Genomic DNA, 16,041 nt, shown 5'->3' with positions numbered 1-16,041 from the left:
TTTTTCGCAAATAATGATCGTCGTCGTTCGCATCGCGTTCCCTGGTGGCTGGCATTTCCGGCAATGAGGCACACTGAATTACGTCAGTATTACTTACATAATATTTCATGATGGACCGAGTCAAGATTAAAATCGGTCGCGCGCAATAAAAAAACAAAAACGCCGCGAAATCCGACAGGATTCCGCGGCGCGATGGCTGCAGGGATTGTTAAATTGCGGAGATCACTCCGAAGGCATCTCCAGCGTCCGGCTGAACCACAGGGCGACCAGCGTACAGAGCGCGCCCGACATCAGGTAAATTCCGACCGCGATCAGTCCGAATTTGGACGAAAATCCAAGCGCCACGAGCGGCGCGAAGCCCGCGCCGATCAGCCAGGAAATATCCGAGGTGAGCGACGCGCCGGTATAACGGTATTCGCGGCTGAAGCGGGATGCGAGTGCGCCGCCCGCCTGACCGAAGGAGAGGCCAAGCAACGCGAAGCCGATCAGAACAAAGAAATAGCGGCCGATATCGCCCGAGCCGAGAAGAACGGGCGCCACGAGGCTGAAAAGACCGATAAGGACGGCCGCAATGGCCAGAAGCTTCCGCCGGCCGATCCTGTCGGCCAGAATGCCAGACACGACAATCATGCCGCCAGCGATGATGGCGCTGACGAATTGCACAAACAGGAAGTCCGAAACGCGCTGATTGGTGTTGAGGGAGACCCAGCTCAGCGGGAATACCGTGACGAGGTGGAAGAGCGCAAAGCTTGCAAGCGGCACGAAGGCACCCGTGACCACCACCGGAAACTGCGAGCGCAGCATCTTGAACATCGGGCGCGGTTCCAGCTCATGCTGTTCCAGCATGGCCTGGAATTCCGGCGTGACGATCATGCGCAGGCGGGCAAAAAGCGCGAGAACATTGAGCGCCAGCGCCACGAAGAAGGGGAAACGCCAGCCCCAAGCGAGGAATTCCGCATTGGAAAGCTGCGTGACGAAAACGATGAAGAAGGCACTGGCGAGACCGAAGCCCATGGCCGCGCCAATCTGCGGCATCATCGCGTACCAGCCGCGCTGCTTCTGCGGGGCGTTCATGGCGAGCAGCGAAACGAGACCATCCCATGCACCACCAAGGCCGAGACCCTGACCGATGCGGAAAACCGCCAGAAGGACGGGAGCGAGCATGCCGGCTTCCGCATAGGACGGCAGGAAGCTGATCGCCATCGTGGAGCCACAGAGCGTGAACAGAGCCGCCATCAGCTTGACGACGCGGCCGAACTTGCGGTCGATCTGGAGGAAGATCAACGAGCCGATCGGTCTTGCGATAAAGGCCAGAGAAAACACCGCAAAGGAATAAAGCGTCGCCGTCAGCGGATCCACGAAGGAAAAGAAGACATGCGGAAAAACGAGCGCGGAGGCGATGGCATAGATGAAAAAGTCGAAAAACTCCGTCATTCTTGCAAGAATGACCGCAATGGTGATGCGATCCGGATCGACCTTGACCGGATCTGTTCCATTTCTGTTCGCTTCTGGCGCCTGCCCAAAAGATGGGGCAGCATTGGTATAACTCATAATATTCCTCCTGCGTCATGGACGAACCATTCCCTGTAACGCTCAGGCTCCTCTTCCGTTGCGTTACGATGCGACGGATTGTCACACGCACCCTCCGTAACGTCAATTGAAGTTTGATAAGAAAGGCTTGCCCCGCAAGCGCGCTATGCGATAATGCACCCGCTCCGCCTACGAACGCAGCTCTGCCCCGCACATGGTGCATCGCGAAAATTTCGCTGCACCGCGACAATATACCTCATTCAAAAAATGATGTTCGGCAATTAATCGCAGCATAATCCAAACTGTACGAGTTCAGAGAACGTGCGCATGATCAAAAAATTCCCGTCTGCCCTTCTGGCAATCCCGGTACTGCTGCTGCTCAGCGGCTGTAACCTCGTGGTGATGAACCCTTCAGGTGACGTCGCCATCCAGCAGCGCGACCTCATCATCACGTCCACGGTGCTGATGCTGCTGATCATCGTCCCGGTGATCGTCCTGACGCTGTTCTTCGCATGGAAGTACCGTGAATCGGCGAAAGCCGAGGATTACGATCCCGAGTGGCACCACTCCACGCGCCTTGAAATGGTGATCTGGTCGGCCCCGGTCGCCATCATCCTGATGCTCGGCACCGTGACCTGGATTGCCACCCACCGTCTCGACCCCTATCGTCCGCTGGAGCGCATCGACGAGAACCGTCAGGTTTCCGCCGATATCAAGCCGATCACGGTGGAAGTGGTGGCCATGGACTGGAAGTGGCTGTTCTTCTATCCCGAACTCGGCATCGGCAGCGTCAATGAATTCGCAGCCCCGGTCGATGTGCCGATCAATTTCAAGATCACCGGCACGACCGCGATGAACTCCTTCTTCGTTCCCGCACTCGCCGGCCAGATCTACGCCATGGGCGGCATGCAGACCAAGCTGCACGCCGTCATCAACAAGGAAGGCGTTTATGACGGCTTCTCGGCCAACTTCTCCGGCCCCGGCTTCTCGCACATGCGCTTCAAGTTCCATGGCCTCAGCCAACAGGGCTTCGACCAGTGGGTTGCCAAGGCGAAGGAAGGCGGCAAGGGCTTCGGCCGTCAGGAGTATCTGGAATTCGCCAAGCCTTCAGAGCGTGAGCCGGTGCAATATTTCGCCTCGGTCGATCCGCAGCTTTACAGCGCCATCCTCAACCGCTGTGTCGAGCCCAACAAGCTTTGCATGCGCGACATGATGCATATCGACGCCAACGGCGGCGGCGGCAAGGAAGGCATCGACATCGCCAAGGCGCTGAATTCCGTCATCTGCACGCCGCTTGCGCCTTATGGCATGGCCAGCGGCCCGCAATCCACTCCGGCTGCCATCAAGGGTCAGATTTTCGAACCTGCGGCGCTGCCTGAAACGAAACAAGTCGCTGGCTGACGGATACGTCCCGGCATTCTTCGGCGCGGCCTGGCTGCGCCGACCTTACGTCTTAGAATCGCAAGAGGCTGAAAATGATCGTCAATTCCGATCAAACGTCGTTCCTGTTCGGGAAGCTGACATGGGAGTCCATCCCGCTTCACGAGCCCATTCTTGTCGCCACCTTCGCGGCTGTGGCTCTGGGCGGCATCGCCGTCGTCGGCGCCCTCACCTATTTCCGGCTGTGGGGTTATCTCTGGAACGAATGGTTCACGAGCATCGATCATAAGAAGATCGGTATCATGTACATCATTCTGGCGCTCATCATGTTGCTGCGCGGTTTCGCCGACGCCGTCATGATGCGTGTCCAGCAGGCGATCGCGTCGGGCGGATCGGAAGGGTATCTTCCGCCGCACCACTACGACCAGATCTTCACGGCCCACGGCGTCATCATGATTTTCTTCATGGCCATGCCGATGATCACGGGTCTGATGAACTTCGTTGTGCCGCTGCAAATCGGCGCCCGCGACGTTTCGTTCCCCTTCCTCAACAACTTCTCCTTCTGGATGACCACGGCCGGCGCCGTCATCACCATGATCTCGCTGTTCGTGGGTGAATATGCGCAGACCGGCTGGCTCGCCTATCCGCCGCTTTCCGGTATCGATGGCAGTCCGGGTGTCGGGGTGGATTATTACATCTGGGGTCTGCAGATCGCCGGTGTGGGAACGACACTCTCAGGCATCAACCTGATCGTGACGATCATCAAGATGCGCGCGCCCGGCATGACCATGATGCGCCTGCCGATCTTCGTCTGGACATCGCTGTGTTCGAACATCCTGATCGTGGCGTCCTTCCCGATCCTGACCGGCACGCTCGCGCTTCTCACCCTCGACCGTTACGTTGGCACCAATTTCTTCACCAACGATCTCGGCGGCAACCCGATGATGTATGTCAACCTCATCTGGATCTGGGGCCATCCCGAAGTTTACATTCTGGTGCTGCCGGCATTCGGCGTCTTCTCGGAAATCGTTGCGACGTTCTCCCGCAAGCGCCTTTTCGGTTATGCCTCGATGGTTTATGCGACGGGCGTCATCACCATCCTCGCCTATATCGTGTGGCTGCACCACTTCTTCACCATGGGTTCCGGCGCGAGCGTCAACGCTTTCTTCGGCATCACCACGATGATTATCTCGATCCCGACGGGCGCGAAAATCTTCAACTGGCTCTTCACCATGTATAAGGGCCGTATCAATTTTGACGTTCCGATGCTGTGGACGATCGGTTTCATGATCACCTTCGTCATCGGCGGCATGACCGGCGTTCTTCTTGCCGTTCCGCCTGCGGATTTCGTGCTGCACAACTCGCTGTTCCTGATCGCCCACTTCCACAACACCATCATCGGTGGCGTGGTGTTCGGTGTACTCGCGGGTATCGTCTACTGGTTCCCGAAGGCCTTCGGTTACCGTCTCGATCCGTTCTGGGGCAAGCTGTCCTTCTGGTTCTGGTTCATCGGCTTCTACTTCGCCTTCATGCCGCTCTATATTCTCGGCCTGATGGGCATCACCCGCCGTATCAGCCAGTTCGAGGACAATTCGCTGCAGATCTGGTTCCTGATTGCCGCCTTCGGCGCCTTCCTGATCGCGCTCGGCATCGCCTCCTTCGTCATTCAGCTCATCGTCAGCTACCTGAAGCGCGACCAGCTGCGCGACGTGACCGGCGATCCCTATAATGGCCGCACGCTGGAATGGTCGACATCATCGCCGCCGCCCGCCTACAATTTCGCCTTCACGCCGGTCATTCATGACGTGGATGCCTGGGCGGACATGAAGAAGCGCGGTTACAGCCGTCCTCTGGAAGGTTACATCCCTATCCATATGCCGAAGAATACCGGCACGGGCGTCATCATCAGCGCCATCAGCGTCGTCCTCGGCTTCGCTCTGGTGTGGCATATCTGGTGGCTTGCGGCTCTTTCGATGCTCGCCATCATCGCAGTCTCGATTGCCCACACCTTCAACTACAACCGCGAATACTACATTCCGGCTTCCGACGTTTCGACCGTCGAGGCTGAGCGTACAAAGCTGCTTGCGGAACAGGCGTAACGAATATGGCTCATGCACCTGCACAAAGCGCCGCCGGCGCTGAACCACCGGTCTTCTACCTGAAGGAAGACCACCACCCGGAAAACGGCACGTCGCTGGGTTTCTGGCTTTATCTGATGAGCGACTGCCTCATCTTCGCGACGCTGTTTGCCACCTATGCCGTTGTCGGCCGCAACTATGCGGCCGGCCCTTCGGGTGCGGACCTGTTCGACCTGAAGCTGGTCGCCATCAATACCGGCTTCCTGCTCTTCTCCTCCATCACCTATGGCTTTGCCATGCTGGAAATGGAAAAGAAGAAGGTGAAGACGACGCTGATATGGCTCGGCGTTACCGGCCTCTTCGGCCTCGCCTTCCTCGCGGTCGAAATTTACGAGTTCCATCACCTGATCGCGGAAGGCGCCGGCCCGCAGCGTTCGGCCTTCCTGTCCGCGTTCTTCGCGCTGGTCGGCACGCACGGTCTGCACGTCACCTTCGGCGTCATCTGGCTCGTCACGCTGATGGTTCAGGTCGGCAAACACGGCCTCATCCCGGCAAACAAGCGCCGCCTGATGTGCCTGTCGATGTTCTGGCACTTCCTTGACGTCATCTGGATCGGCGTCTTCTCCTTCGTTTACCTCATGGGAGTTCTTTGATGAGTTCCGAAGCACACGCACATCACGACGCGCATGGCGACGACGACCATCACCATGATGGCGCAAGCCACGGCACGTTCAAAAGCTACATGATCGGCTTTGTCCTGTCGGTCATTCTGACAGCGATCCCGTTCTGGCTGGTCATGGGCGACGTTCTTGAAAACAAGACGCTGCTGGTCATCGCGATCATGGGTCTCGGCGTCATCCAGATCTTCGTGCACATGATCTACTTCCTGCACATGGACACCAAGTCAGAAGGCGGCTGGACCTTCATGGCGCTGATCTTCACCGTTGTGGTGTTGCTGATCACGCTCTCCGGTTCGCTCTGGGTCATGTACAACATGAACAAGAACATGATGCCGCTGCACATCGAAGATGTGAAAAACCTGCCCTGAGCAGCCATAAATCAACGGCCTGCCGGACCTCCGGCGGGCCGTTCCGCGCCAACACATAACCCCATGAATCCCGGCGCGATTTATGGGGTTATTTGCTGGAGGAAGCGCATGCGGGTGCCATCCCGCCGGAGCAGACGATCTCGCTGCCAGAGGCGCTTCGCAAGGACCATGACATGAGCGAAATCATACCCCAAAACCGGCGTATCCGCCCTGCGGCAATCGTCGTTCTGTTTTTGACCATTGTCCTGACGGGCTGCCTGCTGGCGCTTGGAACATGGCAGGTCCAGCGCCTTTTCTGGAAACTCGACCTGATTGAGCGTGTCGAGGCCCGCGCCCATGCCGAGCCTGTCGATGCGCCTGCCGCCGGCGAATGGCCGGCCCTCACCGATCCCGCCGATTATGAATATCGCCGTGTGAAACTGTCCGGCACGTTTCTCAACGACGAGGAAGTTCAGGTCTACACGGTCACGGATCTCGGTCCCGGCTACTGGGTCATGACCCCGCTACGGCGGGACGACGGCTCAAGCATCATCGTCAATCGCGGCTTCGTACCCTCCGACAGGCGCGATCCGTCCTTGCGGCCGGAAGGTGAAGCGGCGGGAAACGTCGAGATCGTCGGGCTGATGCGCGCGCCGGAAACCGGCGGGCTTTTCCTTCGAACCAACGATCCTGCAAATGGCCGGTGGTATTCCCGCAATATTCCCCAGATCACGCAGGCATCCGGCCTCTCTGACGTGGCGTCGTTTTACGTCGATGCGGATGCCACGCCCAATCCCGGCGGCCTGCCGGTTGGTGGTAAAACCATGCTCACCTTCCCCAACAGCCACCTCTCCTATGCCGTCACCTGGTATATTCTCGCCGCCATGGTGGTCGCGGCCGGCTGGTACGTGCTGCGCAACCTCAACGCACCGAAATCGAAACGGGATGCTGATTGAACCACAGGTTTTACCGGATGGTTCATAAAAGCGCTTCCTTCTTCACGTTTTGCTGATCTATAACGATAGTTCGGCCTGACATTGCCCGTCGGCGCATTTTGTTTCGGTGAGTTATGGCAAGAGCATTTCTTCTCGTTCTGGATTCCTTCGGTGTCGGCGGTGCGCCCGACGCAGAGCACTATGGCGATCTCGGCGCGAACACACTCGGTCACATCGCCGAGTTCTGTGCCGCAGGTGCTGCCGACAGGGCGGGGCTTCGATCCGGGCCGCTGAAGCTGCCGAACATGTGCTCGCTTGGCCTTCTGGAGATCGCGCGCCAGGCAAGTGGCGACATTCCCGTCGGCATGGAACCCCCGGAACGTATTTTCGGCCTGCATGGCTCAGCCAGCGAAGTTTCAAAAGGTAAGGACACACCATCAGGTCATTGGGAGATCGCGGGTACGCCTGTGACCTTTGACTGGGGGTATTTCCCCACGGAGGGCGACGCCTTTTCCCCGGAACTGGTTGAGGCCATCTGCAAGCAAGCCGATATTCCCGGCATTCTCGGCAATTGCCATGCTTCCGGCACCGACATTATCGCGCAGTTCGGCGAAGAACATATCAGGAGCGGCAAACCAATCTGCTACACCTCTTCCGATTCCGTGTTTCAGATCGCCGCGCATGAAACCCATTTCGGGTTACAACGCCTCATCGCGCTCTGTGAGACCGTGCGGAAACTGCTCGATCCGCTGAATATCGGCCGCGTCATCGCCCGCCCGTTCATCGGCGAGACAGTCGCCTCCTTCGAACGCACCGGCAACCGCCGCGACTTCTCCGTGCCACCGCCCGAACCGACGCTGCTCGACCGGCTGGTGGAGGCGGAGCGCAAAGTGCACGCGATCGGCAAGATCGGCGATATCTATGCGCATCAGGGCGTCTCGCGCATCATCAAGGCCAATGGCAACGCCGCCCTGATGGATGCGACATTGCAGGCCATAGACGAGGCGGAAAATGGCGACCTCGTCTTTACCAATTTTGTCGATTTCGACATGCTTTATGGCCACCGTCGTGACGTTGCCGGTTATGCGACCGCGCTTGAGGCTTTCGATGCGCGTATTCCGGAAATTCATCGCAAGATGAAGCCGGGAGACATCGCCATTCTCACCGCCGACCATGGTTGCGACCCCACCTGGCGGGGCACGGACCATACACGCGAGCGGGTGCCGATCATGGTTTTCGGGCCGGGCATTCGCTCTCGTGATGTCGGCATTCGTTCAAGCTATGCCGATATCGGCGAAAGCATCGCCCATCATCTTGGTATCGAGGCCGGTTCACACGGCAGGAGCTTCATTTGACATCGCATTTGCTGAAAGCGGAAATTCACTGCCACATCGAAGGTGCGGCACCGCCTGCCCTCGTCGCGAAACAGGCAGAAAAATACGGCATAGATACCAGCAGCTTCCTGCGCGACGGCCAATATGTCTGGTCGGATTTCGCCGAGTTCATCCAGTGCTACGATGCGGTAGCGCAGGTGTTCAAGACGGATGAGGACTATGCCATCCTCACCGAGACCTATCTGACCGAACTGGCGCAAGCCAACACGATCTATAGCGAGCTGATCATCTCGCCCGACCACGGCGACCGTATCGGGCTGGGTGCAGACGCCTATCTCGCCGGCATCGTCGAAGGCATCCGGATCGCGAAGGAAAAGACCGGCATCGAAACCCGCATCCTCGTTACCGGCGAACGGCATTTCGGCCCGGAACGGGTGATCGCGGCGGCGGAATATGCCGCGCGCGCCCGGCATCCGCTGGTGACCGGCTTCAATATGGCGGGCGAAGAGCGCATGGGCCGGGTTGCTGACTACGCCCGTGCCTTCGATATCGCCCGCGATGCGGGCCTCGGGCTCACCATCCATGCGGGCGAGGTCTGCGGGCCGGAAAGCGTTACCGACGCGCTCGATCTCGTCAAACCGGCCCGCATCGGCCATGGCGTGCGCGCCATTGAAGATGCTGCTCTGGTGGCCCGGCTTGTCGAAACGGGCACGGTTCTGGAAGTCTGCCCCGGGTCGAATATCGCGCTCAGTGTTTATCCGGATTTCGCCAGCCATCCGCTGAAGGCGTTGCGTGACGCCGGGGTGCGCGTCTGCATCAATTCCGACGACCCGCCGTTCTTCTTCACCTCGCTTGTGCGGGAATACGAGCTGGCCGCAGACACGTTCGGTTGCAGCGATGCCGAGATCAACCGCATGACCCGAACCGCGCTGGAAAGCGCCTTCGTGGACGAGACGACCCGCGAGCGGTTGCTTGCGAGACTGGATCGCGCCTGATGCGGCGGTTGGCGGGGTAAAACCGCGAAGAAGGCTTGCGAAAAGCCCACTTTCGGTGAATGACAGGGGCACAAGATCAAAAAGGAAGGCCAGTTTCATGGACGGCGTCACAGTCATCGAACATCCGCTGGTGCGGCACAAACTTACCATCATGCGCAAGAAGGAAACGTCCACGGCCGGCTTCCGTCGCCTGCTCAGGGAAATTTCGACGCTGCTCTGCTATGAAGTGACGCGCGACCTTGAAATGACGATGGAAACCATCGACACGCCGCTCGAAACCATTCAGGCTCCGGTTCTGGAAGGCAAGAAGCTGGTTTTCGCCTCTATCCTGCGCGCTGGCAACGGCCTTCTGGAAGGCATGCTCGAACTGGTGCCCTCGGCGCGCGTTGCCCATGTCGGTGTGTATCGTGACCACGATACGCTGGAGGCCGTCGAATATTACTTCAAGGCTCCCGAAAGTCTCGACGCCCGTCTGGTCATCGTTGTGGACCCGATGCTGGCGACCGGCAATTCCTCGATTGCCGCTGTCGAAAAGCTGAAGGAACGCGGCGCAAAGAACATCCGCTTCCTGTGTCTGCTGGCAGCGCCGGAAGGCATCAAGAATTTCCGTGAAGCGCATCCCGATGTGCCGATCTATACCGCCGCAATCGACAGACATCTGAACGAGAAGGGTTATATCGTCCCCGGCCTCGGTGACGCCGGCGACCGCATGTACGGCACCAAATAACGCCGTTCATCTTCGCTTAACCGTTTGAGCCATTCGCCGCCCGATACGCGGCGAATGGCTTTTTCTTTTAAGATTTCAGCATGTTTTGCGCCTATTCTGTCCGAGGATAACCTTGGGCTTTGAGGAGCAACGACTTGCTGGTGCGCACGATTTTTCTGCTTATCGGTCTTTCGGTCAGCGCCACGCAGATTCCGGCGCTGGTGGAAAAGTTTCAGCCGCGCCCCGAAACCAGCGTGGAAAAATCGGAAGCCACACCCGAACCCGCCAAGCCGGAGCCGATTTCGCTGGGCGGCGTTAATTTGAAGGCAGATTCCCGCGGCCATTTCAACGCTGCCTTCCGCATCAACGGCAAGTCTTTCGACGGGCTTGTCGATACCGGCGCTTCCATGGTCGCCATCAACGAGACAATCGCGAGGCGTCTCGGTTTCGGCGTCAACAGTCTCGATTTCAAATATGCGATCTCAACGGCGAACGGCCAGACCATGGCGGCGCATGTGAAGCTGGACCGCGTGGAAATCGGCCCGATCCGCGTTCAAAATGTCGATGCCATGGTTCTGAAAGACAATGCGTTGAGCAACATGCTGATCGGCATGAGCTTTCTGAAACAATTGTCGTCCTTCAAGGTATCGGGCGGCGAATTGCGGCTTGTCAGGTGATCCGCTCGAGGATCGGCGCGCTGGTTTCCGGTGCGCTGTCAGCGATCTCAAAATAGGCAGCTATGCTTTTGACGGCACGTTCCGCCTCTTCCTTTGAAGCCGCATGGACAATGGCAATCGGCTCGCCCTTTTCCACCTTAACGCCAAGTGGCAGGATGTTCGAAATACCGACTGCCGGATCGATCATATCCGACGGCTTTCTCCTTCCCCCACCAAGCTCGACGACAACCATGCCAAGATCACGCGTATTGCAGGATGCAAGCCAGCCGCTTCGCGCAGCCGGAACCGTGAGAACGACCGGCGCGGACGGCAGATAACGGGTTGGATCCTCAACGAAATCCGAAGGCCCGCCCAGTGCTGAAACCATCCGCGCAAAGATTTCCATAGCCCGACCGGAGGAAAGAGCGACCGCAGCCAGCGCCTCGCCTTCCTCGAGCGTGGCAGCCTTTTGAGCCTGTACCAGCATTTCTGCGGCGAAGGACAGGACGACCTTTTCAAGACGGGTTCCGGTCTTGCGACCGGCCAGAAAATCAAGGCAATTGACGATTTCGACGGCATTGCCGGCGGCATCACCAAGCGGCTGGTTCATGTCGGTTATCAGGGCCGTCGTCGGAAGACCTGCACCATTCGCCACATCGACCAGCGCACGGGCCAGATTGCGGGCATCCTCCACGCTCTGCATGAAAGCACCGTTGCCGACCTTCACGTCGAGAACCAGCGTCTCAAGCCCCGCCGCAAGTTTCTTCGAAAGGATGGAGGCAGTGATCAGCGGGATGGAATCGACGGTCGCGGTCACGTCGCGAATGGCATAAAGGCGCTTATCGGCGGGTGCGAGATCACCTGTCTGGCCGATGATGGCGCAACCGACCGCCTTCACCGTCCGGCGGAACAAAGCCTCGTCAGGCATGACATTGTAACCGGGGATGGCTTCCAGCTTGTCTAGCGTGCCGCCGGTGTGGCCGAGACCCCTGCCGGAAATCATCGGCACGGCGAGACCGCAGGCGGCGACGATCGGCGCGAGCATCAGGGAGACGTTATCACCAACACCACCGGTCGAGTGCTTGTCCGCCACCGGCCTGCCAATATCGCTCCATGAGAGGACATCGCCGCTATCGCGCATGGCGAGCGTCAGCGCTACCATTTCGTCGCGGTTCATGCCGCGGAAAAACACCGCCATGGCAAAGGCGGCCGCCTGCCCTTCCGATATGCCATCTTTCGACAGCGCTTCGATGAAGGCAGCAATCTCATGAGGCGCCAGAGACAGGCCATCACGTTTGCGGCGAATGATCTCCTGCGGGATCAAGCTCAATACCCGCTGGCGGCCTTGGCCGGTTCGCCGCCGGCCAGCACGTTGAGCACATCGTCAAGAACGCCCGAAGCGCCGAAACGGAAGGTTGATGGCATGGCCCAGTTGGGTGCCATGATGGTTTCCGCCAGCCGCAGGTAAAGCGTCGCATCCTCCACCGTGCCGATGCCGCCGGCAGGTTTGAAACCGACTTTCTGCCGGCTATCGCGGATCGCCTGCAACATGATGTCGGCAGCCTCCAGCGTGGCATTGATAGCGACCTTGCCCGTCGAGGTCTTGATGAAATCAGCCCCTTCGGCAATGGCGAGTTCGGATGCGCGGCGGATAAGGGCCTTGTCCTTCAGCTCACCGGTTTCCAAAATGACCTTGAGCAGCACGGGTGCGACACAGACCTTGCGCACGGCGGCCACCATCTCGGAAACTGCCGCTTCATCGCCTGCTATGAATTTGCGATAGGGAATGACCAGATCGATTTCGTCCGCACCGTCGCGGATCGCGGCTTCGGTTTCCGCCACTACAGTCCCCACATCAAGATCGCCCGAGGGAAAATTGACGACGGTAGCGATGCGGATCACATGCTCTTTTCCGAAAGCCGCACGCGCCTGCGCCACGAAACGCGGCCAGATGCAGATCGCGGCCGTGTTGCCATAGTCCGTATGCGCCCGCTGGCACAAAGCGGCAATCTGCTGCGGCGTGCAGTCTTCCCTAAGATTGGTCAAGTCCAGCAAAGACAGAGTGAGGGCAGCCGCTTCGCGCGGACGCTGGAGTTCCATGGTCACGCTCCTCCTGCGATCATTTCCTTCAGAATAGCGGCAAGTCGCTTGCCGCCCACGGGAGCCATGTCCTTGGTTTCTTCATGGCTCAGTTCCGCGCCAGTCATGCCGGCACCGTAATTGGTAATAACCGATGCGGCGGCAACGCGCATCCCGAAAAAGCGGGCGAGGATGACTTCCGGCACGGTGGACATGCCGACGGCATCCGCACCGAGAAGCCGCGCCATGCGAATTTCCGCCGGCGTTTCGAAGCTCGGGCCGGAAAACCACATATAGACACCGCCGAACAAAGGCACCGTCGCCCGGATCGCGGCATTGCGCATGGCCAGCATCAGGTCCGGATCGTAGGCCGTGGTCATGCCGACGAAGCGGCGGTCGCTTTCCTCGCCAATCAGCGGGTTCATGCCGGAATAATTGATATGGTCAGTGATCTGCATGACGGAGCCGGGCGGCATATCCTGCCTCACCGACCCTGCCGAATTGGTGAGGATGAGCGACTGCACGCCGAGACCGGCGAGTGCCTCGATGACCGGACGCATCGCCGCCGCATCGCCCTTTTCGTAGAAATGCACCCGACCGGACAGCATCATGACCGGCTCGCCACCGAGATAACCGGCGACCAGTTCTCCAGCATGGCCGGAAACGCCACCGGCGGGAAACCCGGGAAGATCGGCATAGGGCACGCGGACGGGGTCGCTCACCTCTTCCACAAGCGACCCAAGGCCGGAGCCGAGAACGATGGCGACGCGCGGCATCAGGCCGTTCAGGCGCTCCACCAGAATATCGATCAAACCATCCGTCATCAGGGCAGCTCGGTCTTGAAGACAGAGGGCAACAGCTCTTCCATGGTCATGACCTTCTGGACGCCGGTTTCGTCGCAAAGATAGATCTTCGTCTCCGGCGTGGCGAATTCGGCGATCTTCTGGCGGCAGCCGCCACAGGGCGAGCAGAGCGGCAGCTTTTCGGCGATGACGGCGACTTCGCTGATCTTTTTCGCCCCGCCCATGATCATGGCGCTGATGGCTGATGGTTCCGCGCACCAGCCCTGTGGGAAGGAGATATTCTCGATATTGGCACCCTTGTAGATTTTTCCATCTTCGGCGCGGATCGCCGCGCCGACCGGAAATTTCGAATAGGGCGCATAAGCGAAGGCCATGGCCTCCACCGCAGCCTCGAACAATTCGTGGGACTTGGGGTCAGAAGACATGAGTTTAACGCTCCTTCGCATAGGCAACGCCACCGGCCTTGGGAGGCTTGGCGACGCCGATGAAACCGGCAAGCAGGATGCAGGTCAGGATATAGGGCATGGCCTGGAAAATCTGCACCGGTACTTCCCCAATACCCGGCACGGATTTGCCCTGCATGAAATTGGCGAAGGCATCGAGGAAACCGAACAGCAGGCAGGCGAACATGACCGGCACCGGCTTCCATTTCGCGAAAATCAAGGCGGCAAGCGCGATATAACCCTTGCCGGCGGACATGTTGGCGATGAAGGCTGCCGACTGCGCGACAGCCAGATAGGCGCCCGAGAAACCACAGAGGAAACCGGCAACAATGACGGCGCGGTAACGCATCCACGTCACCGAAATGCCAGCCGTATCGACAGCACCCGGATTTTCACCGACGGCGCGCAGTCGCAGGCCGAAGCGAGTGCGGTAAAGCACCCACCAAGAGAGCGGCACCGCCAGAAAGGCAAGATAGGTGAGGATATTGTTCCCGGAAATGACATTGGCATAAAGCGGGCCGATGAACGGCACTTCGCGCATCGCATCCGCGCCGGGCAGAATGATCGGTGTGAAACGGCCCTCGCCCGGCAATTGCGGCGTGCGGCCGCCCTGCCCGAACCACGCCTGGCCCAGCACCACCGTCAGACCGGCGGCAATGAAATTGAGCGCGACGCCAGACACGATCTGGTTGCCGCGATTGGTGATGACGGCAAAGCCGTGGATCAGCGAGAACGCGATGGAGACGCCAATGCCGGCCAGAAGACCGGCCCACGGGTTTGCGGTAAGATAGGCAACACAGGCGGACGCGAAGGCCGCCGCCAGCATCTTGCCTTCAAGACCGATATCGAACACGCCGGCGCGTTCGGAAAACAGCCCGGCAAGTGCGGTGAACAGAAGCGGGATGGTGAGACGGACGGTCGAGCCGAGAATGCTGACCAGCATATCGAAAAAATCCATATCAGCTCACCCCTTTGCCAAACGCTGGTAGATGTGGACGATCGTCGGCCGATACATATATTCCAGCGCACCGGCGAACAGGATCACCAGACCCTGGATGACCACGATCATCTCGCGGGTAATGTTCGGCATTTCGAAGGAAAGATCCGCACCGCCCTGATAGAGGATGCCGAACAGTAATGCCGAGAAGATGATGCCGAGAGGATGGCTTCGCCCCATCAGCGATACGGCGATGCCGACGAAGCCCGCACCGCCGACGAATTCCACCTGCAGTCGCGCTGAAGCGCCCATGACCGGGTTCAGCGCCATCATGCCCGCCAGACCACCGGAAATGAGCATGGCAATGATGACGGTGCGCGCATAGGGAATGCCGGCATAAATGGCGGCGGACGGGCTGACGCCGAGCGTGCGCATCTCATAACCAAGCTTGGTGCGCCAGATCAGCACCCAGACGAGAAAACACATGACCAGCGCGATAAGGAAGGAGACGTTGAACGGCGCCGGCCCGAGCTTGAGGCCGAACCACGCCATCAGCCAGTCCAGCTTCGGCAGTTGGCCACCGGGCAGGAAGGTGCGCGTTTCCGGCGCCATCTTGCCCGGCACGATCAGCACATTCACCAGCAGGTAAACCATCAAGGCCGCAGCGATGAAGTTGAACATGATGGTGGTGATGACGACGTGACTGCCGCGTTTGGCCTGAAGCCAAGCCGGAATAAAGGCCCAGGCCGCGCCGAAAACCGCAGCGCCGATGACGGCGAAGGGCATCGTCACATACCACGGTACATACCGATCAAGCGCCAGCGCCACCAGCGCGGCACCCAGCCCGCCAATATAGGCCTGACCTTCGGAGCCGATGTTGAACAGACCGGCATGGAAAGCCACGGCGACGGAGAGGCCGGTGAAAATGAAGCTCGTCGTATAAAACAGCGTGAAGCCGATGGCATCGCCGCGGCCGAGCGCGCCTTCGATCAGCAGACGAAGTGCTACCAACGGGTTTTCGCCGATGGACCAGACGACGAGCCCGGAAATCAGAAAGGCGGTTATGACATTAAGCAGCGGCAACAGGCCGTAGCTGATCCAGTTTGGTAGGGGTGCGGAAGCGGTGCTCATTCATGCC

The 16,041-nt window shown here is 59.2% G+C and carries 16 protein-coding genes; 9 read left to right on the top strand and 7 right to left on the bottom strand.

Features of this window, described 5'->3' with window-relative positions:
- Positions 1-222: 222 nt before the first annotated feature.
- Positions 223-1,551 carry an MFS transporter gene (locus tag JZX89_RS11225; RefSeq protein ID WP_153515306.1) on the bottom strand — a complete coding sequence of 443 codons (1,329 nt, stop codon included), beginning with the start codon at positions 1,549-1,551 and terminating at the stop codon, positions 223-225.
- A 306-nt stretch (positions 1,552-1,857) separates the two neighbouring features.
- Here JZX89_RS11225 and cyoA point away from each other — a divergent pair, with 306 nt between their 5' ends.
- From cyoA to JZX89_RS11180, 9 genes are all read left to right on the top strand, one after another.
- Positions 1,858-2,931: a ubiquinol oxidase subunit II gene (gene cyoA, locus JZX89_RS11220; protein ID WP_174374055.1), complete on the top strand. Its 1,074-nt coding sequence runs from the start codon at positions 1,858-1,860 to the stop codon at positions 2,929-2,931.
- A 74-nt stretch (positions 2,932-3,005) separates the two neighbouring features.
- Positions 3,006-5,009 (top strand): cytochrome o ubiquinol oxidase subunit I, encoded by a 2,004-nt coding sequence (gene cyoB / locus JZX89_RS11215; RefSeq protein ID WP_207134082.1) that lies wholly within the window; start codon positions 3,006-3,008, stop codon positions 5,007-5,009.
- A 5-nt stretch (positions 5,010-5,014) separates the two neighbouring features.
- Positions 5,015-5,641: a cytochrome o ubiquinol oxidase subunit III gene (gene cyoC, locus JZX89_RS11210; RefSeq protein ID WP_142840769.1), complete on the top strand. Its 627-nt coding sequence runs from the start codon at positions 5,015-5,017 to the stop codon at positions 5,639-5,641.
- Positions 5,641-6,036, top strand: coding sequence for a cytochrome o ubiquinol oxidase subunit IV (gene cyoD, locus JZX89_RS11205; protein ID WP_149898231.1), 396 nt, complete (start codon positions 5,641-5,643; stop codon positions 6,034-6,036). The genes cyoC and cyoD overlap by 1 nt, the downstream gene beginning before the upstream one ends.
- A gap of 173 nt (positions 6,037-6,209) precedes the next feature.
- Positions 6,210-6,971, top strand: coding sequence for an SURF1 family protein (locus JZX89_RS11200; RefSeq protein WP_207134081.1), 762 nt, complete (start codon positions 6,210-6,212; stop codon positions 6,969-6,971).
- 113 nt (positions 6,972-7,084) lie between these two features.
- A complete protein-coding gene (locus JZX89_RS11195) occupies positions 7,085-8,305 on the top strand; it encodes a phosphopentomutase (protein WP_207134080.1) in 1,221 nt (406 codons plus the stop codon).
- Entirely contained in the window at positions 8,302-9,279 is a 978-nt protein-coding gene (locus JZX89_RS11190; RefSeq protein WP_207134079.1) for an adenosine deaminase, read from the top strand. Before JZX89_RS11195 ends, JZX89_RS11190 begins: the two co-directional genes overlap by 4 nt.
- Positions 9,280-9,376: 97 nt before the next feature.
- Positions 9,377-10,006 (top strand): uracil phosphoribosyltransferase, encoded by a 630-nt coding sequence (upp, locus tag JZX89_RS11185; protein WP_004439188.1) that lies wholly within the window; start codon positions 9,377-9,379, stop codon positions 10,004-10,006.
- 134 nt (positions 10,007-10,140) lie between these two features.
- Entirely contained in the window at positions 10,141-10,662 is a 522-nt protein-coding gene (locus JZX89_RS11180) for a TIGR02281 family clan AA aspartic protease (RefSeq protein WP_207134078.1), read from the top strand.
- On the opposite strand, the gene deoA is transcribed toward JZX89_RS11180, so the two are convergent.
- From deoA to JZX89_RS11150, 6 genes are read right to left on the bottom strand one after another with little or no spacing between them, the layout of a single operon-like run.
- Positions 10,655-11,971: a thymidine phosphorylase gene (gene deoA, locus JZX89_RS11175; protein ID WP_207134077.1), complete on the bottom strand. Its 1,317-nt coding sequence runs from the start codon at positions 11,969-11,971 to the stop codon at positions 10,655-10,657. The genes JZX89_RS11180 and deoA overlap by 8 nt on opposite strands.
- Positions 11,968-12,741 (bottom strand): deoxyribose-phosphate aldolase, encoded by a 774-nt coding sequence (gene deoC, locus JZX89_RS11170; RefSeq protein ID WP_207134076.1) that lies wholly within the window; start codon positions 12,739-12,741, stop codon positions 11,968-11,970. The genes deoA and deoC overlap by 4 nt, the downstream gene beginning before the upstream one ends.
- A gap of 2 nt (positions 12,742-12,743) precedes the next feature.
- Positions 12,744-13,544 (bottom strand): purine-nucleoside phosphorylase, encoded by an 801-nt coding sequence (locus JZX89_RS11165; RefSeq protein ID WP_149898224.1) that lies wholly within the window; start codon positions 13,542-13,544, stop codon positions 12,744-12,746.
- Positions 13,544-13,948, bottom strand: coding sequence for a cytidine deaminase (locus tag JZX89_RS11160; protein ID WP_149898223.1), 405 nt, complete (start codon positions 13,946-13,948; stop codon positions 13,544-13,546). Before JZX89_RS11160 ends, JZX89_RS11165 begins: the two co-directional genes overlap by 1 nt.
- Positions 13,949-13,952: 4 nt before the next feature.
- Positions 13,953-14,924, bottom strand: coding sequence for an ABC transporter permease (locus tag JZX89_RS11155; protein WP_149898222.1), 972 nt, complete (start codon positions 14,922-14,924; stop codon positions 13,953-13,955).
- Positions 14,925-14,930: 6 nt separating this feature from the next.
- Positions 14,931-16,034 (bottom strand): ABC transporter permease, encoded by a 1,104-nt coding sequence (locus JZX89_RS11150; protein WP_207134075.1) that lies wholly within the window; start codon positions 16,032-16,034, stop codon positions 14,931-14,933.
- Positions 16,035-16,041: the final 7 nt, after the last annotated feature.

Source organism: Agrobacterium burrii (assembly GCF_017313405.1).
GTDB classification, from domain to species: domain Bacteria; phylum Pseudomonadota; class Alphaproteobacteria; order Rhizobiales; family Rhizobiaceae; genus Agrobacterium; species Agrobacterium burrii.
The sequence above is the reverse complement of the archived record's forward strand: the minus strand, read 5'-3'. Positions and strand labels throughout refer to the sequence as shown.